The following is a 20905-nucleotide window of genomic DNA, read 5'->3' on the forward strand; positions in this document are numbered from 1 at the left end:
GCAATCCGCTCAGATCGTTTCGGCTTCGCGCAATGTCGACGGGCTTTGCATGACGAAACGTGCAATGTCGTCCTTGCGCATGAAGACAACGCCCGGATGCGATCGAGCGTAGTGCAGGAATGCATCCCACGCGCGAACCATCTGCGGCGTGCCGCTGATCCGGTCGTGCGCGCTGATCGACATCAATCGCCGCCGTTGTCCCGCTTCCGCGTACAACTGATCGAAATCGAGCTTGATCTGCTCGAGGAACATCGTCGGCGAATAGTTGCGGCCCTCGATCAGCAGGATGTCGTTGTTGCGCAACGTATACGGGACGACCGCGAAGTCGCGGCCATCGACGGTTTCGATGAAGGGCTCGTCGCGGCTGACATCGTCGATGTGATACACGTAGCCGAGTTCCTGCAGCAGCGGCAGCGTGTGCGGTCCGCGCCGCAGCCAGTTGCAGTTGTAGCCGATCGCGCGTTGTCCCGTCGCTGCTTCGACCATGTCGCGCGCTTCGGTGAGGAAGCGGCGCTCGTCGTCGCGGCTCATCGCGAATTGCGACCGCCAGGTCGGGCCGTGCGCGGCCGCTTCGTGGCCGCGCGACACGATCTCGCGTGCCAGTTCCGGATGCCGGCGTGCCGCCTCGCCAATCATGTGCGACGTGACTTTCACGCCATGTCGATCCCACAGATCGAGAAGACGCGGGATACCTTCCCGGTAACCATAGGCGAACCACGTGGCCGAGGCCAGGTCGACCGGCACCGACGACGGAAATTCGACCGACGGGAACGGACTGTCCGCGCCCTTGGGCGGTTGTCCCCCGGCCTCGAACTGCATCGAGATCGAGATGACGAGGCGCGCGTCGCCCGGCCAGTATCCTCCGGTACCTGTCGATGCGAGGCCGGGTACCGGGGCAGCCGTTGCCGGCCCGGCGGCACCCGCGGCCATCGCGACGCCGGCTGCCAATCCTGCGGCCGCTTGTGCAAGGAACGTGCGACGAGCCGGAAGCGTTGCTGAACCGTGATTGCGGTGAGTCATCGCTTCCTCCGTCAGCCGACGAGCCCGAGCTGACGCATCAGCGTCAGGTTGTCCTCGATATGCCAGTTTTCCGCTATCCGGCCGTGGTCGATCCGGTAGATGTCGGTCGCGATGAAGTCGACCGCCTGTCCACTCCCGGTCGTTCCATTGAACGTGCCGGTGAAATGTCCGCGAAAGTGCAGGTGCACGACGACACGGTCGCCCGCCACGATCATCTGCTCGATGTCGCAATGCAGATCCGGGATGGCCGCACGCATCGTTCTGGACGCCGCAAGCGGTCCCGCGACACCTTGCTCACGGCCGGCCGGCAACGTCCGGTCGAGGAAATCGGCGGCGAGCGCGGTGCGCGCGAGGGTCGCATCGCCGGTATCCCAGAACGTGCCGTAGCGACGCGCCGCGAGGATTTGCGCCCGTGCCTGCGCGGCCGGCACGTCGGCCGCGACGGTCAGGGCGTGCGGGTCGAGAAGGTCTGCGGCGCGGGACGCGGCAGGCGACAGCGCAGCGACGCAGGCCGCCGCGGCGATGACGCGGGCGATCGGGCGCGCGACAGAAGCAAAGGGGATCGACATGGTTTCGGTTGTCCTGTGGAGTGCGTCGTGGGCGACGCGGTACCGGTATGGTAGTTTTCCGTTTTGCACGCAAATACGGGGAAATGGCGAATGGATTATTCGAAAAAAGGAAAGATCGACGCGACAGAGGTGCCGCGATGCTGATCGACGATCTCCCGGCGCTCGATACCTTCGCTAGGATCGTGTCGGCGGGCAGCCTGTCCGCGGCGGCGCGCGAGCTCGACTTGTCGTTGTCCGTCGTCAGCAAGCGGCTCGCGCATCTCGAGTCGCGGCTCGGCGTGCGTCTGCTGCATCGGACGACACGGCAGCAGACGCTGACCGACGACGGCGCGCAGTTCCATGCGCAAGTGCTGCGCATCCTGGCCGAGATCGATCGCGCTGAAACGCTGATGAGCGATCGTCGCGGCACGGTCGGTGGCGTGCTGCGCGTAACGGCGCCCGGCGAACTCGGTCGACTGCGGATCGCGCCGCTCGTCGCGGCGTTTCAACGGCGCCATCCGGAGTTGACCGTGCACCTGATGCTGACCGACACGATCGTCGATCTGCTCGCGCACGACATCGACGTCGCCGTGCGGATCGGCAGCCTCGCCGATTCGACGATGATCGCGCGCGAACTGGCACCGAATCATCGCGTGCTTTGCGCGTCGTCGGGCTATCTTGCCGTGCATGGGCAGCCGACTCATCCGGCCGAGCTTCGTGCGCATCGATGCATCGTGATGGGCGACCAGCCGCGTACGGAGTGGCGGTTCGACGGTGTGCAGGGTGCGGTGACGGTCGAAGTGACGGCCGCGCTGCTGACGAACGACGGTGGTGCGGCCCGGACGTTGGCATTGGAGGGCGCCGGCATTGCGCTGAAGTCGATCTGGGATGTCGGTGCCGATCTCGAGGCAGGCCGGCTCGTCCGCGTCTTGCCGACATTCGAGGCGCCTGCGGCACCGCTCCATGCCGTATACCCGGGCGGCCGACATGTACCGCTGCGCGTGCGGGCATTCGTCGACTACCTGCGCGACCAACTGCGCGACACGTGGCGCCGCAGTGCATGAGCCGCTGCGAACGATGCGCCGGGTGACCGCCGCCACGTGAAGTCCCGTCCTTGCGAAGCGGTTTACAATCGTTCGCATCAGGCGGCGCGAACGTTGCCCGCCGCACGCCTCCGTTCGACAGGATGCCAACGATGCCAACAACCTCAGCGAATCCTCCGGTTCCCCGTCAGCGACGCGTGCAGTGTGCGAGCGCCGCCGGCCTTCACCACGTCGCCTATACCGAATGGGGCGACCCGGCCAATCCCCGTGTGCTGGTCTGCGTGCACGGGCTGACCCGTTCGGGGCGCGACTTCGATCGGCTTGCCGCCGCGTTGTCCGACACGTATCGCGTCGTCTGCCCCGACGTCGTCGGGCGCGGGCGTTCCGACTGGCTTGCCGATCCGCGGCTTTATGCGATTCCGCAATATGTGGCCGACATGGTGACGCTGATTGCGCGGCTCGACGTCGAGTCGGTCGACTGGTTCGGCACGTCGATGGGCGGGTTGATCGGCATGGCGCTCGCGGGGTTGCCCGGTTCGCCGCTGCGCCGGATGATCGTCAACGACGTCGGCCCGCGCATCGAGCCCGATTCGCTGACGCGCATTGGCGAATACCTCGGCGTGCAGCCGCGTTTCGCGACCGAACAGGAGGGCATCGACTATCTGACGTCGCTGTCGCTGCCGTTTGGCGCGTTGACCGACGACGAATGGCGCGAAATCAATGGGCCGTTGCTGCGCGAACTGCCCGACGGCGGCTGGACGATGCGCTACGATCCGCGCATCGCCGAGCCGTTCAAGGCGACGACGCCCGAGCTTGCTGCGCTCGGCGAGGCCGCGCTGTGGCGCGCGATCGAGACCACCGATGCGTCCCTGCTCGTCGTGCGCGGCGAGCGTTCCGACCTGCTGTCGCGTGACACGGTGGCCGAGATGGTGCGTCGCGGCCGACACGTGACGCAAGCCGAGATCTTGGGCGCGGGCCACGCGCCGGCGTTCACCAGCGCCGACCAGATTGCGCTCGCCCGCCGGTTTTTCGTCGAAGGCGGCGCATAAACGCGTCATAATATGCGGTTCGGCGGCACGCGGGCCGCGTCGTCGCCGATTCTTTACCCACTCACACGACCGGAACATTCCATGGCAGTCATTCGTCACCACGTCGGAGCGCGTCTCTCCGAAACCGCGATCCACAACGGTACCGTGTATCTGGCCGGCCAGATCGCCGAAGACACCACCCAGGACATCCGCGGCCAGACGCGCGAAGTGCTCGGCCACATCGACCGCCTGCTCGCCGAGGCGAACAGCGACAAGGCGCATCTGCTGTCGGTGCAGATCTACATTTCGGATCTTGCGAACTTCGAAGGCATGAACGCGGAGTGGGACGCATGGGTTGCGCAGGGCAATACGCCGCCGCGCGCGACCGTCGAGGCAAAGCTCGCGGATCCGGCGCTGCTCGTCGAGATCGTCGTCGTCGCTGCGCAACGGAGCTGAGCGAAGCATTCCGATGACCGCGATACGCCAGGCCGTGCGATGACCGAGTCCGTTTCCGCTTCTTCCGTCGCAGCACCGTCGTTCGACGACGTGCTCGCGTTCGTGCGCGAGCGCGCCGGTGACGCGCGCCTGTCGTCGGGCGAACTGCTCGCCGATCACTCGGCGGGCACGGCGTCGATCATGCGCACGCTGAACGTCGACCCGCATGCGATGCAGGCAGCTGCGCTGTTCGTGCTCACGCCGCACCTGAGCGATCCCGAGCGGGAGCTGACCGAACGTTTTGGCGACGAGGTCGCGCGGCTCGTATCCGACGTTCGCAAGCTGCTGCGGCTCGGCACCGTCAGCCTGCGCGCCGCGCAGAACGCAATGCCTGACGCCGGGCGCGACGCCGCGCAAGAGCGGCGCACGCAGATCGAGGCACTGCGCAAGATGCTGCTCGCGTTCGCGCAGGACATCCGCGTGGTGCTGATCCGGTTGGCGTCACGGTTGCAGTCGCTGCGCTACTACGCGGCGGCGAAGATCGATCCGCCGCCCGACGTCGCGCGCGAGACGCTCGAGATCTATGCGCCGCTCGCGAACCGCCTCGGTATCTGGCAACTGAAGTGGGAACTCGAGGACCTCGCGTTCCGCTTCGAGGATCCGGTCACCTACAAGCGTATCGCGAGGCTGCTCGACGAGAAGCGCATCGAACGCGAGGCGTACGTCGCGCAGGCGATCGAGCGGCTGCAGCGCGAACTGGCGGAGGCGCACATCCCGGCCGACGTGAGCGGGCGGCCGAAGCACATCTACAGCATCTGGCGCAAGATGCGCGGCAAGGAGCTCGACTTCTCCGAGCTGTACGACGTGCGCGCATTCCGCGTGATCGTGCCGGACATCAAGGATTGCTACGCGGTGCTCGGCATCGTGCATCACCTGTGGCAGCCGGTGCCGAAGGAATTCGATGATTACATCTCGCGTCCGAAGCCGAACGGCTACAAGTCGCTGCATACGGTCGTGGTCGGCGACGACGGTCGCGCGTTCGAAGTGCAGATCCGCACGCAGGAAATGCACCGCTTCGCGGAGTACGGTGTCGCCGCGCACTGGCGTTACAAGGAAGCGGGCGCGCGCGGCTATGGCGGCCAGTTCTCGGCGAGCGACAAGTACGACGAGAAGATCGCGTGGCTGCGCCAGCTGCTCGCCTGGAAGGACGACGTCGAGGACGGCACGGAAATATCGGGTGACCAGGCGTGGGCCCAATTGCGCGAGACGTCGCTCGATGATGACCACATCTACGTGCTGACGCCGCAGGCGCGCGTGATTGCGTTGCCGCAGGGCGCGACGCCGGTCGATTTCGCCTACCACCTGCATAGCGAGCTCGGCCATCGCTGCCGCGGCGCGCGAGTCGACGGTGTGATGGTGCCGCTGAACACGGCGCTTGCGAACGGCCAGACGGTCGAGATCGTCGCGGTGAAGGAGGGCGGACCGTCACGCGACTGGCTGAACCTGCAACTCGGCTACCTGAAGAGTCCGCGTGCGCGGCAGAAGGTGCGTGCGTGGTTCAACTCGATCGAGCAGGAAGAGAATATCGCGCACGGTCGCGCGCTCGTCGAAAAGACGCTGCAGCGCGAAGGCAAGACGTCGGTCAACCTCGACAACCTCGCCGCGAAGCTCGGCTTCAAGTCACCCGAGGAGTTGTTCTCGGTCGTCGGCAAGGAAGAGTTCAGCCTGCGCAACGTTGAACATGCGCTGTCCGATGCGCCGCCGCCCGAGCATGCGCCCGAGGCGCCCGCCGATTTCGAGAAGCGCAGCAGCGGGGCGAGTGTTGCGCATGGCGCGTCTGCGGGCGTGCTGGTGGTCGGCGTCGATGCGCTGCTGACTCAGCTTGCGCGCTGCTGCCGTCCGGCTCCGCCGGACCCGATCAGCGGTTTCGTGACGCGCGGCAAGGGGATGTCGATTCACCGCAGCGACTGCCCGACCTTCCGGCGGATGGCCGAACGGTCCCCGGAGCGTGTGCTGCAGACAACCTGGTCGGCCGATGTGCTGGGCGGCCGTGGCGTGTCCGTCTATCCGGTGGACCTGATGATCGAAGCGAGCGACCGGCAAGGCTTGCTGCGCGACATCTCCGAAGTGTTCGCACGCGAGAAGATGAACGTGGTGGGCGTGAAGACGCAGAGCCGCCGGAATGCGGCATTCATGCAGTTCACGGTCGAAGTGTCGAATTCCGCACAGGTGCAGCGTGCGTGCACGCTGCTCGGCGAAGTGCCGGGCGTGGTGCGGGCGGCCCGTAAGGCGTGAGGTCTTCGGAAACGGGGTTGGAGCACGATCCTTTGCTGCGACCGCATAAAACACTTGCCAAGTGCGCGAGGGCTCCATATAATCTTAGCTTCTCTAGGCTCGTAGCTCAGCTGGTTAGAGCACCACCTTGACATGGTGGGGGTCGTTGGTTCGAGTCCAATCGAGCCTACCAACGAATTGAGAATGCCCAGTTTCCGGGTGTTCGATGCAGTAAATAACTCAACGCGAACAAGGCGAATACGGTTATGACACCGCGAACGTTGACCGAAACCTTTTCGGAGCGACGCTAGTCGAGGAACGTTTTCGCCCTTTCAGTTTGAGTGAAGTATCGAATGCGGCCCCTCGAAAGCGGGGCCGCATTTTTTTTGTCGCGAAATTTTCGCGCGTGACTTTGATATCGCGTGCTTGGTTTGCCGCCCACTGTCGGCATCACGGAGATTGCTATGGTTTCGATACGCTTGCCTGACGGCTCAGTTCGACAATACGAGCATCCGGTGACAGTTGCCGAGGTTGCGGCCTCGATCGGTCCCGGCCTTGCGAAGGCTGCGCTTGGTGGCAAGCTCGACGGGGAGCTCGTCGATACGTCCACGGTCATCGATCGCGACGCATCGCTTGCGATCGTCACGGACAAGGATGCCGACGGTCTCGACATCATCCGTCACTCGACCGCGCACTTGCTTGCCTACGCGGTGAAGGACCTGTACCCGGATGCGCAGGTGACGATCGGCCCGGTGATCGACAACGGCTTCTATTACGATTTCTCGTATAACCGTCCGTTCACGCCCGAAGATCTGGAAAAGATCGAAAAGCGCATGCAGGAACTCGCGAAGAAGGACGAGCCGGTGACGCGTCGCGTCGTGTCTCGCGACGAGGCGGCCGGCTATTTCCGTAGCCTTGGCGAGAAGTACAAGGCCGAAATCATCGAATCGATTCCGCAAAGCGACGAAATCAAGCTGTACTCGCACGGCGGCTTCACGGACCTCTGCCGTGGCCCGCACGTGCCGTCGACCGGCAAGCTGAAGGTCTTCAAGCTGATGAAGGTCGCGGGTGCGTACTGGCGTGGCGACTCGAAGAACGAGCAGCTGCAGCGCATCTACGGCACGGCCTGGACGAAGAAGGAAGACCAGGATCAATACCTGCACATGCTCGAGGAAGCGGAAAAGCGCGACCACCGCAAGCTCGGCAAGCAACTCGACCTGTTCCACATGCAGGAAGAGTCGCCGGGCATGGTGTTCTGGCATCCGAAGGGCTGGGCGCTGTGGCAGCAGGTCGAGCAGTACATGCGTCGCCGCGTGAACGAGGCCGGCTACCTCGAGATCAAGACGCCGATGATCATGGACCGTTCGCTGTGGGAGGCGTCGGGCCACTGGCAGAACTACCGCGAGAACATGTTCACGACGGAGTCGGAGAAGCGCGACTACGCGATCAAGCCGATGAACTGTCCGGGTCACGTTCAGGTGTTCAAGCACGGCCTGCGCTCGTACCGCGACCTGCCGCTGCGCTATGCGGAATTCGGTTCGTGCCATCGCAACGAGGCCTCGGGTGCGCTGCATGGCCTGATGCGCGTGCGCGGCTTCGTGCAGGACGATGCTCATATCTTCTGTACGGAAGAGCAGTTCATTGCCGAGTCGATCGCATTCAACACGCTGGCGATGAGCGTCTACAAGGATTTCGGGTTCGAGCACATCGACATCAAGCTGTCGCTGCGCCCTGACCAGCGGGCGGGCACCGACGAAACGTGGGATCGCGCGGAGCAGGGTTTGCGCGACGCGCTGACGGCGTGCGGCCTGTCGTGGGAAGAGCTGCCGGGCGAGGGTGCGTTCTACGGCCCGAAGATCGAATACCACATCAAGGATGCGCTTGGCCGCTCATGGCAGTGCGGCACGCTGCAGCTCGACATGGTGCTGCCGGAGCGCCTCGGCGCCGAATACGTCGCGGAAGACAACAGCCGCCGCCGGCCCGTGATGTTGCACCGTGCGATCGTGGGTTCGATGGAGCGATTCCTCGGCATTCTGATCGAGCACCACGCTGGTGCAATGCCGGTCTGGCTCGCGCCGTTCCAGGCAATTGTGCTCAATATCGCCGAAAGTCAGGCGGAATATGCACAATCTCTGGCCCAAACGTTGCAAAAACAAGGGGTTAGAGTGGCAGCCGATTTGCGCAACGAGAAGATTAGCTATAAAATACGCGAGCACACGCTGGAAAAGGTGCCTTATCTCCTCGTCGTGGGCGATAAGGAGCGTGATGCGCAAACGGTAGCCGTGCGTGCCCGTGGCGGCGTCGATCTTGGCGTTATGCCGATCGAAGCCTTCGTTGAGCGTCTGCAGGAAGACCTGCGCTCGTTCAAGTAACCGCCCTGGCAGCGCGGCTCGTTTTTTTAATTTTTAGAGGAAACGTAACATCGCTACTGATAAGTCGTCGCATCGCATCAACGGTGAAATCACTGCGCCGGAAGTGCGTCTGGTCGGGATCGAGAACGAACCGCTCGGTATCGTAAAACTCGCTGATGCTTTCCGTAAATCGGAAGAGCTGGATGTTGACCTGGTGGAAATCGCGCCGCAAGCGGTTCCGCCGGTCTGCCGTCTGATGGACTACGGCAAGTTCAAGTATCAGGAGTCCAAGAAGCAGCATGAAGCGAAGCTGAAGCAGAAGGTCATCCAGGTGAAGGAAGTCAAATTCCGCCCGGGTACCGATGACGGTGACTACAACGTCAAGCTTCGCAATCTCGTGCGCTTCCTCGAAGAGGGCGACAAGACGAAGATCACGTTGCGTTTCCGCGGCCGCGAAATGGCTCACCAGGAGATCGGCATGCGGATGCTTGAGCGTCTGCGCACGGATCTCGAGGAAGTCGGCCAGGTCGAGCAGATGCCGAAGATGGAAGGGCGCCAGATGATCATGGTGCTCTCGCCGAAGAAAAAGAAGTGACGGGCCCGTGCGCATGCCGCGCAGGTTCGAAAGTGGTTCGGTGCGTTGCCCGGTCAGGGCGGCGCGCCAACAATGACGGCGGCTGCGCAAGCCGTTCGCCGTACACAAGTGGACTGGGTTTCGAAGGGCGGGTCAAGGGCGCAAGCCAACCGCACACCCATCGCCATCAAATAAACTGGAGTTGTTCGTCATGCCTAAGATGAAGACCAAGAAGAGTGCTGCAAAGCGCTTCGTGGTGCGTCCGGGCGGTACCGTCAAGCGCGGTCAAGCCTTCAAGCGTCACATCCTGACCAAGAAAACCACGAAGAACAAGCGTCACCTGCGCGGCGCAACGGCAGTTCATGATTCCGATCTGAACTCCGTCCGCGCAATGCTGCCGTTCGCGTAACCCCTCAACTGATACTCCAAGGAGAGAAACATGCCTCGAGTCAAACGTGGGGTAACCGCACGGGCCCGCCACAAGAAGATCATCAACCTGGCCAAGGGTTATCGCGGCCGTCGCAATAACGTCTACCGCATCGCCAAGCAGGCGGTGATGCGCGCTGGTCAGTACGCGTACCGCGATCGCCGCAACAAGAAGCGTGTGTTCCGCGCACTGTGGATCACGCGTATCAACGCGGCAGTTCGCCAGCACGACATGACCTACAGCGTGTTCATCAACGGCCTGAAGAAGGCGTCGATCGAACTCGACCGTAAGGTCCTGGCCGACATGGCGGTGTTCGACAAGGCTGCTTTTGCTGCGATCGTCAAGCAGGTGAAAGCCGCCGTTGCAGCCTAATTGCGAAATTAGCACTGCGTGGTTAGTTGCAGCGATGTTCCGGTAGGTTCGGCCGCTGCAGCGAAAACGGGGCTCTTCCGAGCCCCTTTTTTGTTTGGCGGGCAGTTTCGCTCGCCAAGACCGAATGACGTTGGAAATGATGGGATCTATGGATCTGGACCAGATTGTCGCCGACGCGCAGCAGTCCTTCGAACAGGCTGCCGACATCACCACGCTCGAAAACGAGAAAGCACGCTTTCTCGGCAAGTCGGGTGCGCTGACCGAGTTGCTCAAGGGCCTCGGTAAGCTCGATCCCGAAGCACGCAAGACCGAAGGCGCACGCATCAACGTCGCGAAGCAGCAGGTTGAAGCCGCGCTGACCGCTCGCCGCCAGGCGCTCGCCGATGCGCTCTTGAACCAGCGCCTCGCCGCCGAGGCGATCGACGTCACGCTGCCGGGCCGCGGCGCCGGTGCAGGCAGCCTGCACCCCGTGATGCGCACGTGGGAGCGCGTCGAACAGATTTTCCGCTCGATCGGCTTCGACGTGGCCGACGGTCCCGAGATCGAGACCGACTGGTACAACTTCACGTCGTTGAACAGCCCGGAGAACCATCCGGCGCGTTCGATGCAGGACACCTTCTACGTCGAAGGCAAGGACGCCGACGGCCGCCAGCTGCTGCTGCGCACGCATACGAGCCCGATGCAGGTGCGTTACGCGCGCATGAACCGCCCGCCGATCAAGGTGATCGCACCGGGCCGCACGTATCGCGTCGACAGCGATGCGACCCACTCGCCGATGTTCAATCAGGTCGAGGGGCTGTGGATCGACGAAAACATCAGCTTCGCCGACCTCAAGGGTGTCTATACCGACTTCCTGAAGAAATTCTTCGAGCGCGACGACATCCTCGTGCGCTTCCGTCCGTCGTATTTCCCGTTCACGGAACCGTCGGCCGAGATCGACATGATGTTCGAGCACGGCAAGAACGCCGGCAAATGGCTCGAGATCTCGGGCTCGGGGCAGGTGCATCCGACCGTGATCCGCAACATGGGCCTCGATCCCGAGCGCTACATCGGCTTTGCGTTCGGCAGCGGCCTCGAGCGCCTGACGATGCTGCGCTACGGCGTACAGGATCTCCGGCTGTTCTTCGAGAACGACCTGCGTTTCCTGCGCCAGTTCGCATAACGCACGCGCCGCGCCGACATGTGCCCGCGCATGCGCCGCCGGACGTTTCCGACGGGGGCCGGGCGCCGATCTAACCTGTTTCGAACGTAGACACCCATGCAATTCCCTGAATCCTGGTTGAGAACCTTTGTCGACCCGCAGCTGACGACCGACGAACTGTCGCACGCGCTGACGATGGCGGGGCTCGAAGTCGAATCGCTGAGCAAGGCTGCGCCGCCGACGTCGAAGATCGTCGTCGGTCGCGTGCTCGAAGTCGTCAAGCATCCGGATGCGGACAAGCTCAATGTCTGCCAGGTCGACGCCGGCACCGGCGCGACGCTGAATATCGTGTGCGGCGCACCGAACGTGGCGCCCGGCATCAAGGTGCCGGTCGCGCTGGTCGGCGCCGAACTGCCGCCGGCGGAAGAGGGCGGCAAGCCGTTCGCGATCAAGCTGTCGAAGCTGCGCGGCGTGGAGAGCCAGGGGATGCTGTGCTCGGCGCGCGAGCTGAAGCTGTCCGAGGACCACAGCGGCCTGCTGATCCTGCCGGAAGACACGCCGGTCGGCCAGGACATCCGCGACACGCTCAATCTCGACGACACGATCTTCGAAATCAAGCTGACGCCGAACAAGGCCGACTGCCTGTCGGTGTTCGGCATCGCGCGCGAGACGGCCGCGATCACCGGCGCGCCGCTGACGCCGGTCGACATCCGTCCGGTGCGCGTCGAGCTCGACGAAACGCTGCCCGTGCGCATCGCCGCTCCCGACCTGTGCGGCCGCTTCTCGGGTCGCGTGATCCGTGGCGTGAACGCACATGCGAAGACGCCGCAGTGGATGGTCGAGCGCCTCGAGCGTTCCGGCCAACGCAGCGTGTCGGCGCTGGTCGACATCTCGAACTACGTGATGTTCGAGCTCGGCCGTCCGTCGCACGTGTTCGATCTGGACAAGATCCACGGTGGCATCGAGGTTCGCTGGGGCAAGCGCGGCGAATCGCTGAAGCTGCTGAACGGCAACACGGTCGAGCTCGACGAAACGGTCGGCGTGATTGCGGACGACCGTCAGGTCGAAAGCCTCGCGGGCATCATGGGCGGCGACAGCACGGCCGTCACGCTCGACACGACCAACATCTACCTCGAGGCCGCGTTCTGGTGGCCGGACAGCATCCGTGGCCGCGCGCGCAAGTACAACTTCTCGACCGATGCGGCCCATCGCTTCGAGCGCGGTGTCGACTATGCGACGACCGTCGAGCACGTCGAGCGCATCACGCAACTGATTCTCGAGATCTGCGGCGGCAAGGCCGGCCCGGTCGACGACCAGGCAGTGAACCTGCCGCAGCGCGCGCCGGTGAAGATGCGCGTGTCGCGCGCGAACCGCATCATCGGCGTGAAGATCGACGCGGACGAGATCGCGAACATCTTCACGCGTCTCGGCCTGCCGTTCGAGCGTGACGACGATGCATTCCTGGTCACGCCGCCGTCGCACCGCTTCGACATCGAGATCGAGGAAGACCTGATCGAGGAAGTGGCTCGCATTTACGGCTTCGAGAAGATCCCGGCGCGCCCGCCGGTCGCGACGAGCGAGATGCGCGCGACCAACGAGACGCGGCGCTCGATCCACGACATCCGTCACGCGCTCGCGGCGCGCGACTACGCGGAAACGGTCAACTTCAGCTTCGTCGACGCGGAGTGGGAGCACGATTTCGCGGGCAACGACAACCCGATCCGTTTGCTGAACCCGATCGCGAGCCAGCTGTCGGTGATGCGTACGACGCTGTTCGGCAGCCTGATCTCAGTGCTGCGCCACAACCTGAACCGTCGTGCGGATCGCGTTCGCGTGTTCGAGACGGGCCGCGTGTTCCTCGCCGATCCTTCGGTGAAGGCCGGCGAACTGACCGTCGAAGGCTACACACAGCCGAAGCGTGTCGGCGCGCTCGCGTACGGCCCGGCGGTCGACGAACAGTGGGGTGTCGCGACCCGCGCGGTCGATTTCTTCGACGTGAAGGGCGATCTCGAGGCGCTGCTCGCGCCGGCCGCTGCGCGCTTCGTGAAGGCCGAGCATCCGGCCCTCCATCCGGGCCGCAGCGCGCGCATCGAGGTCGACGGTCGCGCGGTCGGCTGGATTGGCGAGCTTCATCCGCGCCTGATGCAGAAGTACGAACTGCCCCACGCGCCGGTGATGTTCGAAATCGATGCGGATGCGCTGATCGCACGTGCGTTGCCGGCTCCGACCGACGTGTCGAAATTCCCGCCGGTGCGGCGTGACATCGCGGTCGTGGTCGATCAGGCGGTCGAGGTTCAGGCACTTTTCGACGAAATGAAGAAGGCGCTGGCCGAAGACGCCTGCCGATTCGTTCAGAAGGTTGTACTCTTCGACGAATTTCGTGCAAAATCAAATACTTCCGGTGGCCTTGCCGCGCACGAGAAGAGCCTTGCCTTCCGCGTGACGCTGCAGGACGCGGCTGGCACGCTGCAGGACGAAGTCGTCGATCAGGCGATCCAGGCGCTGATCGAGCGGATGGCTCGTTCTGGTGCGCGCCTGCGCGGCTAAGGAGAGGGGCCGCCCGCTCGCGGGTGGCGCTTCCCCATCGTAAGTTTTGGTTTTAACGCGCTGTATGGCAGATATGAACGACATGACCTCGAGTGAATTCGAAGCCCTCCTGACGGCGCAACGCAGTGCCATGAACCGCGACGCTTCGGCGCCGGCGTCCACCGAGACGCCGACGCTGACGAAAGCGGAACTGGCGGAGCTGCTGTTCGACAGCGTCGGCCTGAACAAGCGTGAAGCGAAGGACATGGTCGAGGCGTTCTTCGAAGTGATCCGCGACGCGCTCGAAAACGGCGAAAGCGTCAAGCTGTCGGGATTCGGCAACTTCCAGCTGCGCGACAAGCCGCAGCGTCCGGGCCGCAATCCGAAGACGGGCGAGGCGATTCCGATCGCGGCCCGCCGGGTGGTAACCTTCCACGCGAGCCAGAAACTGAAGGCGCTGGTCGAAAACGGCGCGGAGTAACGCCCGCGCGCTGACGTCTCCGCGCGGCCGCCGCGCACCCTTTACCGACGGTTAACCGACGATGACCACCACGGTTGAGAAAGTCGTCTTGCCTCCGATTCCCGCGAAGCGCTACTTCACGATCGGTGAAGTCAGTGAACTGTGCGGGGTCAAGCCGCACGTGCTGCGTTACTGGGAGCAGGAATTCACGCAGTTGCGGCCGGTGAAGCGGCGTGGCAATCGCCGATACTACCAGCACCACGAAGTGCTGCTGATCCGGCGGATTCGCGAGTTGCTGTACGAACAGGGGTTCACGATCAACGGGGCGCGCAACCGGCTCGATTCGCCGAGCGGCGAGCGCGCTGCCGGCGCAACGGTCGAGCCCGACGTGCCGGCCGATGCGCGTGCATCGGGCAAGCCGGGGGCAACGGTCGACGTGATCGCGCTGCGGCAGGCGCTCCTCGACGTGATCGATGGACTGAAGCACGACTGAGCGCGACGCTCGGATCAATATGAAGCCCGGTTGGCGAAGCGCCACCGGGCTTTTTTCATGGTGCGGGCCCGCCCGGATCAGCGCGACGCGAGCGGATTCGGCTTGCCCATGTCGACGACCAGCGTGCCGTCCGGCAGCATCCGCACCGAGCCTTGCGCGACCTGGCTGCGGTAGTCGTACAGATCGAAGCGCATCGGGCCGGCCTCGGCCGAGTTCCGGATCAGCGCGCGCACGTTCAGTTCCAGCACGTTGAACATCTTCATGTCGCCGCCTTCCATCCACATGTAGCTCGGCGCGTCGATCTGCGGCCGCTTCGGCGAGGGTGCGTCGGCGGCGCGCCGGAACGTGAGGCGCAGTCCGTCGCGTTCGACCGTGGCCTGACCGAGCTTGCCGTTCAGCACGGGCGGCGGAAAGACGGTGTACTGGTCGAGCACGAGCGTGTCGCCGCGCAGTTCCGCGCCGCGGCGCTGCAGCGGCGTCAGCGACGCGAGCTCGATGCCGAGCGAGCGCAGCAGCTTCGCCTGCGGGATGCCGAGCACCGACACCTGCGATGGCCGGAATGCGAGATGGCGGTCGTCGAGCACAGAAAGCGAGCCCTTCATGTCGGTCGGCAGCCACACGCCAGGCACGTGATTCCAGAGCTTGATGCCGCCCTGGACGCGCAGGTCCTGGCCGTCCGCGCTCAACTGCAGGTCGTTCAGCGAGCGCGGCGAATAGTCGAGCAGGTAGTTGTTGAAGAGCGCCGACATCGCCTTCCACGATTCGACGACTGTCCCGCCGAGAATGCGGATGTCGTACTGGTTCGGATCGTCGAGGTCGACCGGTTCGCCCGGCCGTTTCGCGATGAGCTGGACGTCGAGATCCTCGACGTGAAAGCCGATGTCGCCCGACAGGTTGAAGTCGACATTGTGCAGATGGATCGTCGGATTGCGGTTCGATACGTGCCGTTCGTTGAACGGGAAGGCCGACGAGCGCCGCATCGCAACTTTCTGCATGCCGGACTGCGCTGCGCCGGCCGCGAGTGCAAATGCTTGCCAGTGCTGGCGCGCGTCGTGCAATGTCGTTTGCTGCGCGGCGAGGAAGCTGTCATTCAGGCGAGCGGTCGCGTTGCCGAGCGCGGCGCCGCTCGCGGGGCCCGCGTACGACGGCATCCGGATCGCCATCGCGCCGCTTTCGTCGAAATTGAAATACCCGGCCGACACCTGGTCGCGATAGTGATACAGGTCGAACACGAAATTCTGGTCACGCCTGGTCGGATCGACGGGGCTGATCAGGATGTCCGCGTTCATCGGCATCGAGCGCATGAACTTCACGTCGCCGCCGCGGATGTACATCGCCTGTTGCGGTGCGTTCGCGGGCAGCGCGAAGCCGGCATGCGAGCCGTCGTCGAGCGTCAGGTCCAGGCCGGCCGGCGTTACGTGCAGCGCGGTGATCCTGATCTTCAGCCGCGGCGGCGGCATCAGCTTGTCGACCGACATCACGAGGTCGTCGCCGGCGAGCCGTGCGATCGGCGTCTCCACCTTCAGCAGATCGGCCATTTTCACGTTGGCTGCGCGCATTACCGGCTGTGCGTTGATGCCCGACACGCGTACGCCGGTCGGATGGAACACGAGCTGGCTGCCGTCGCGGATCGTGAGCGTGCCGGTCAGCGAGAACGGTACCCAGCCGTCGCGCTGCATCTCGCCCTGCAAATGGATCACGCCGTCGCCTGCCGATACGGCGAGCTTGCGCAGCGGCGCATTGCGGTAACCGAAGATGTAGGAGTTGAAGAGGGCGGTCAGTTTCACGTTGTCGAGCGTGACCGTGCCTTCGTGCACGTCGATCTCGAAACTCGTCGGATCGTCGAATACGATCGGCGCGCCGGCCTGCGTCGGCACGAGTGTCGCGGACAGCTGATGGATGAAGAAGCCGAGGTTGTTGACGATGCGGAAATCAACATCGCGCAGGAACGTCATCGCACCGTTCTGGCCCGAGTCGCGCAGCGTTAACGGGCGCGGCTGCGCGACGCTGAGCGACGCGAGCGACGGCACCGTGCGGGCGATTTGCTGTTCGCGGGCGAGGCGTTCGGCCTTGGTCCGCTCGATCTTCGTCGATGCGACCGACGCGTTGCCGTCGCGCTGCGCAGCCGGTTCCGCGCAGCCGGCACAGAGCAGCGCGAGCGCAAGTGCGCCGCAGCCGAGTGCACGAGACGTGCTCAGTGAAACCGGCGCGGCCGCGCGTCGCGGGCCGGCCATCCAGTCGAAAAATGCCAAAGGCGTGCGATGGCCGCGCCGGACCGCATTCCGCATCGTCTGTCTCCAGGTCTTGTCGTGATCGGCGACGGCGCACGGCGAAGCGCGGCGCTGACGTCGATGCCGTGCAGTGTGGCATAGCGCGCTAGAGCGGCGTAACCAAACAGCGGGCGTGGGGGCGCAACCGACCGGCGCGCGACAGGACAATGGATTCGCGGCAGCGGGGCGGAAAGATCAAACGGCCGTTTGGTTTTGCGGTCGAGGCGGGCGGCGCGCGTTGTGCCGGATCGGCAATCCCGGTGTTGGCGTTGGCTGACGCGAGGTCGCATGCCGGATGAAGGTGCTTTCCGACCCAAGGTGCAGGCGACAGGCGGGGCGGCCGATGCGCCTGCGCTATCGCCGCCTGCACGACCGCTCAGACCAGCATGCGCTGCCGTATTGCATTCTGAATCGTCTGGTCCAGCTGCAGCCCGTTATCGATGTACGACGTCATCGAGCCGTAGGAGGCGACGACCTGATCGAATGCTGCCTGCAGATAGGCCGCCTGTGCGCCCTGCAGCGCGGCCATCATGTCGGCCGCATCCTGCCCGCCGCTCTTGCGCGCCTGTGCGACATAGGCGGCGATCTCCGACGCACTGTAGACGTTGGTCAGCAGATAGTCGGCGACGATCGTCTGCCGCGGGACACCGAGGATCGTGTGCAGAATGGCCGTCGCCCAGCCGGTGCGATCCTTGCCGGCCGTGCAGTGGAAGACCAGGTTGTCGCCGGACGCGGCAAAGCCGGCGAATAGCGTGTGGTAACTCGACCGTGCCGTTTCCGATGTCACGAATGCCCGATACATGCTTTGCATGAACGCCGTCGCAGTTGCGCCATCGGTTGGAAGCGAACCGATGCTGGCGATGCCGAGCACATTGAGGTTCTGTCAGGTGGCGCCGGCCAATGGCACATCCGGCTGAGCGCGAATTTCCGCGGGCGTGCGCAGGTCGCACACCCACGTGATGCCGAGCGTGTCGACCGTTGCGAGGTCGGCCACGGACAGCGCGAGCGCGGAAGACCGGTAGATCGCGCCTTTCTTCATCGTTGCACCGCTCGCGGTGGCATAGCCTGTTGCGTCCGGTCCCCCGGTGTCGCGGAAGTTCGCTGCCGAACCGAGTCTGGGCGTCGTGACCGGGGCGACAGCGATCGAGTCGCCGCCGCACGCGGACAGAAGAGACGTGCCTCCCAGCGCGATGCCGATCGTGCCGGCACCCAGCCGAAGAAAGTGTCGACGGGAAATGTCGCTTTTCTGAGTCATTCACTGGCCTTTGTCTGAGACGGTGACAGGACGTCGCGACTGCCGTTGCGATCGAAAGCGCTTCCGGTGTGCGATGCGGCAATGCGGAGACATGCGATATCGATCGGCATGCAATCGGACGATGTGCCGTGCGCATTGATCTCGCGCCGGTGAGCAGACGGTAGCGATCCGCGACGAATCGGCCATCGTCCTTTTCGATTAAGGCGCAACACAGGTTGCCCGTGCGAATCGCGCAACTTGCCGCACGTGCGACGGTGGCGGCGCGGTAAGATCGGCGTCAGTGGCTGGATGGATCAATGCATGGTGGCCGACACGGGGGAGGCGTCATGGATCTGAAGGAACTCGACGTATTGGGCGAGGATGTAGGCGATCACTGGTACTACGCGTCGAAGGCGAGTGCGATCCGTCGGTTTCTGGGCACGGCAGACGCGAACCGCATACTCGATGTAGGTGCCGGCTCGGGCTTCTTTTCGAAGCATCTGCTCGAGCGCACGCAGGCGACGGAAGCATGGTGTGTCGATACGAGCTACGCCGGCGATACCGACGGGGAGGCCGCCGGCAAGCCCGTTCATTTTCGCCGGGCCGTCGATCGGTTCGATGCCGATCTCGTGTTGCTGATGGATGTCCTCGAGCACGTCGACGACGATGTCGGGTTGCTTGCCCGCTACGTGGCCGGTGCGCCGAAGGGCAGCCGGTTCCTGATCACGGTTCCCGCGTTTCAGTTTCTCTGGAGCGCGCATGACGATTTTCTCGAGCACAAGCGCAGATATACGCTCGACGGTTTGGAAGATGTCGCGCGTCGTGCGGGGCTGGAGGTCGAGCGCGGCGCTTACTACTTCGGCTTGACGTTCCCGCTCGCGGCGGCATTGCGACTGAGCGAGCGGGCGCGTCGGCAACCGCGCGAACCGGCGTCGCAATTGCGCCGGCACCACCCGGTCGTCAACGGTTTGCTCAAGCTGATCTGCCGGGCCGAGTTGCCGATGTTCCGGTTCAACCGGGTGGCGGGCCTCACGGTCATCTGCGTCGCGCGCCGGCGGTGAGCATGTGGCGGGTCGCATGGCCAGAGCGGGGCGCAGCGGGATGCGCGTATTGAAGCCGTCATGTCCACTCGGGGATATCGCAAAAAATTTCGCAGGAACATGCACAAAATGCATGCGACCCGTTCTAAAGCGGCAAACTGTCTGTTATAATTTTTTTCTTTCGGGGCGTAGCGCAGCCTGGTAGCGTACCTGCATGGGGTGCAGGTGGTCGGAGGTTCAAATCCTCTCGCCCCGACCAGACAAAGAACCCGCGTCAGTTCAGGCTGACGCGGGTTTTTTCTTGCCGGTCGCTTTTTTGCACATCCCGGCGCGGCCCCGGTAAAATGCAAGGTTGATCCACGGAAAGCGCCGTGATTTAGCGGAAGAGGATTCCCCGAACATGACTGATCTTCGTCTTACCATGCGGTTCGCTGCAGTGCTCGCCACCGGCGCGCTCGTTGCCGGTTGCGGTACGTCGTCGCCCACGAAAGTGGACTACAAGAGCGATTCGAAATCGAAGGAAGCGTCGCTCGCAGTGCCGCCCAACATGCTCGACGAGACGGCCGATCAGCGTTCGCTGCCGCCACAGGGCGGCGCGACTTCCCTGTCCGCGCTCCAGCAGGTCCAGCACGCGGCACCCTCGATGGACACCGTCGCGCCCGCCGTGGCCGGCATGCACATTCAGCGCGATGGCACCGAGAGCTGGCTCGTGATCGACGGCAAGAAGCCTGCCGACATCTGGCCGCAAGTTCGCCGTTTCTGGCAGGAGCAGGGCTTCCTGCTCGTCGTCGACCAGCGCGACAAGGGCGTGATGGAAACCGACTGGAACGAAACCCATCCGCAGATCAACGACGGCCTGATCCGCAGCGTGATCTCCAAGGCGATGGGCAATTCGTACGTGACGGCCGAGCGCAACAAGTACCGCACCCGTCTCGATTCGGCGCCGAACGGCGGCACCTACGTGTTCATCAGCCAGAAGGGCATGCGCGAGGCGATCACCGGCGCGAACAACGATTCGAGCAAGTGGGAAGCGAAGCCGAATGATCCGGCGCTCGAGACCGAATACCTGAAGCGGTTGATGGCGGTGCTTGCACAGAACGAGCAGCGCGCGAAGAACGGCGAGCCGCCGATCGCGAACATCAACGACAACACGGTGCCGAAGGACAAGAAGGCGGATACCGACGCGTCGAAGGCCGCCGCCGCGGCTATCGCTGCACAGAACGTCGCGCGTACGTCGTCGCAAGCGAACGATGTCGATTCGGCCGCGGTGCCGTCCGAAGTCACGCTCGGCGAGCCGTACGACCGGTCGTGGCTGCATGTCGGTCTCGCACTCGATCGCGCGAATTTCACGGTCGACGATCGCGATCGCACGAAGGGTCTGTATTTCGTGCGTTATGTCGATCCGAAGGATCTAAGCGCGGCCGAGCAGGGCTTCTGGAGCCAGCTGTTCCACGGCAAGAAGGAAAAGCAGGCGAAGCAGTATCGCGTCAACGTAAAGGCGTTGACGCCCGACCAGACGCGTGTGGCAATCGTCGACGATTCGGGCGCAATCGATACGTCGGGGCCGGCCCGGCAAATCATGGGGCTGCTCGTGAATCAGCTGCGCTGATCGCGGTACGTTCCCGCTCTTCGAAAAGCCCGCCTTCTGGCGGGCTTTTTTCATGGTCGT

At 64.1% G+C, this 20905-nt stretch carries 17 protein-coding genes, 2 tRNA genes and 1 pseudogene; 16 read left to right on the forward strand and 4 right to left on the reverse strand.

Translation table 11 applies throughout. From position 1 onward, the window contains the following. Positions 1-9 precede the first annotated feature (9 nt). Positions 10-1020 (reverse strand): polysaccharide deacetylase family protein, encoded by a 1011-nt coding sequence (locus tag WI26_RS06670; protein ID WP_069225529.1) that lies wholly within the window; start codon positions 1018-1020, stop codon positions 10-12. Between the two features lie 11 nt (positions 1021-1031). Next, positions 1032-1589, reverse strand: coding sequence for an ester cyclase (locus WI26_RS06675; RefSeq protein ID WP_059594659.1), 558 nt, complete (start codon positions 1587-1589; stop codon positions 1032-1034). 137 nt (positions 1590-1726) lie between these two features. Here WI26_RS06675 and WI26_RS06680 point away from each other — a divergent pair, with 137 nt between their 5' ends. From WI26_RS06680 to WI26_RS06740, 13 genes are all read left to right on the forward strand, one after another. Beyond that, positions 1727-2632, forward strand: coding sequence for a LysR family transcriptional regulator (locus WI26_RS06680; RefSeq protein ID WP_069225530.1), 906 nt, complete (start codon positions 1727-1729; stop codon positions 2630-2632). Positions 2633-2763: 131 nt separating this feature from the next. Next, complete coding sequence (locus WI26_RS06685; RefSeq protein ID WP_069225531.1) at positions 2764-3660, forward strand: alpha/beta fold hydrolase; 897 nt, start codon at positions 2764-2766, stop codon at positions 3658-3660. An 81-nt stretch (positions 3661-3741) separates the two neighbouring features. Further along, entirely contained in the window at positions 3742-4095 is a 354-nt protein-coding gene (locus tag WI26_RS06690; protein ID WP_027784253.1) for a RidA family protein, read from the forward strand. A gap of 39 nt (positions 4096-4134) precedes the next feature. Beyond that, positions 4135-6369 carry a RelA/SpoT family protein gene (locus WI26_RS06695; RefSeq protein ID WP_069225532.1) on the forward strand — a complete coding sequence of 745 codons (2235 nt, stop codon included), beginning with the start codon at positions 4135-4137 and terminating at the stop codon, positions 6367-6369. A 95-nt stretch (positions 6370-6464) separates the two neighbouring features. Next, positions 6465-6541 (forward strand) — tRNA-Val (locus WI26_RS06700). Between the two features lie 271 nt (positions 6542-6812). Then, the gene (gene thrS / locus WI26_RS06705) at positions 6813-8720 is read left to right on the forward strand and encodes a threonine--tRNA ligase (protein WP_059536996.1); all 1908 of its coding nucleotides are present in this window, start codon (positions 6813-6815) and stop codon (positions 8718-8720) included. A gap of 49 nt (positions 8721-8769) precedes the next feature. Beyond that, entirely contained in the window at positions 8770-9294 is a 525-nt protein-coding gene (infC, locus tag WI26_RS06710; protein ID WP_071734130.1) for a translation initiation factor IF-3, read from the forward strand. A 190-nt stretch (positions 9295-9484) separates the two neighbouring features. Beyond that, positions 9485-9682: a 50S ribosomal protein L35 gene (gene rpmI, locus WI26_RS06715; RefSeq protein WP_004191477.1), complete on the forward strand. Its 198-nt coding sequence runs from the start codon at positions 9485-9487 to the stop codon at positions 9680-9682. A gap of 30 nt (positions 9683-9712) precedes the next feature. Then, positions 9713-10072 (forward strand): 50S ribosomal protein L20, encoded by a 360-nt coding sequence (rplT, locus tag WI26_RS06720; RefSeq protein ID WP_004192938.1) that lies wholly within the window; start codon positions 9713-9715, stop codon positions 10070-10072. Positions 10073-10220: 148 nt separating this feature from the next. Beyond that, positions 10221-11234, forward strand: coding sequence for a phenylalanine--tRNA ligase subunit alpha (pheS, locus tag WI26_RS06725; protein WP_006753318.1), 1014 nt, complete (start codon positions 10221-10223; stop codon positions 11232-11234). Between the two features lie 96 nt (positions 11235-11330). Then, a complete protein-coding gene (gene pheT / locus WI26_RS06730) occupies positions 11331-13760 on the forward strand; it encodes a phenylalanine--tRNA ligase subunit beta (protein ID WP_069225533.1) in 2430 nt (809 codons plus the stop codon). A 73-nt stretch (positions 13761-13833) separates the two neighbouring features. After that, a complete protein-coding gene (locus tag WI26_RS06735) occupies positions 13834-14220 on the forward strand; it encodes an integration host factor subunit alpha (RefSeq protein WP_006486093.1) in 387 nt (128 codons plus the stop codon). Positions 14221-14281: 61 nt separating this feature from the next. Then, the gene (locus WI26_RS06740) at positions 14282-14692 is read left to right on the forward strand and encodes a MerR family transcriptional regulator (RefSeq protein WP_069225534.1); all 411 of its coding nucleotides are present in this window, start codon (positions 14282-14284) and stop codon (positions 14690-14692) included. 77 nt (positions 14693-14769) lie between these two features. On the opposite strand, the gene WI26_RS06745 is transcribed toward WI26_RS06740, so the two are convergent. Continuing rightward, positions 14770-16980, reverse strand: a complete 2211-nt coding sequence (locus WI26_RS06745) for a hypothetical protein (RefSeq protein WP_069225535.1) — start codon at positions 16978-16980, stop codon at positions 14770-14772. A gap of 358 nt (positions 16981-17338) precedes the next feature. Continuing rightward, positions 17339-18217: pseudogene (locus tag WI26_RS06750) on the reverse strand (tyrosine-protein phosphatase). A gap of 326 nt (positions 18218-18543) precedes the next feature. Between WI26_RS06750 and WI26_RS06755 the strand changes: the two are divergent. The 3 genes from WI26_RS06755 to bamC all read left to right on the forward strand — a co-directional run bounded on the left by WI26_RS06755 (position 18544) and on the right by bamC (position 20845). After that, positions 18544-19257 (forward strand): methyltransferase domain-containing protein, encoded by a 714-nt coding sequence (locus tag WI26_RS06755; protein ID WP_059537006.1) that lies wholly within the window; start codon positions 18544-18546, stop codon positions 19255-19257. A 161-nt stretch (positions 19258-19418) separates the two neighbouring features. Beyond that, positions 19419-19495 (forward strand) — tRNA-Pro (locus WI26_RS06760). A gap of 141 nt (positions 19496-19636) precedes the next feature. Next, positions 19637-20845 carry an outer membrane protein assembly factor BamC gene (bamC, locus tag WI26_RS06765; protein ID WP_059467652.1) on the forward strand — a complete coding sequence of 403 codons (1209 nt, stop codon included), beginning with the start codon at positions 19637-19639 and terminating at the stop codon, positions 20843-20845. Positions 20846-20905 lie beyond the last annotated feature (60 nt).

Source organism: Burkholderia diffusa, from assembly GCF_001718315.1.
Taxonomy (GTDB): Bacteria; Pseudomonadota; Gammaproteobacteria; order Burkholderiales; family Burkholderiaceae; genus Burkholderia; species Burkholderia diffusa_B.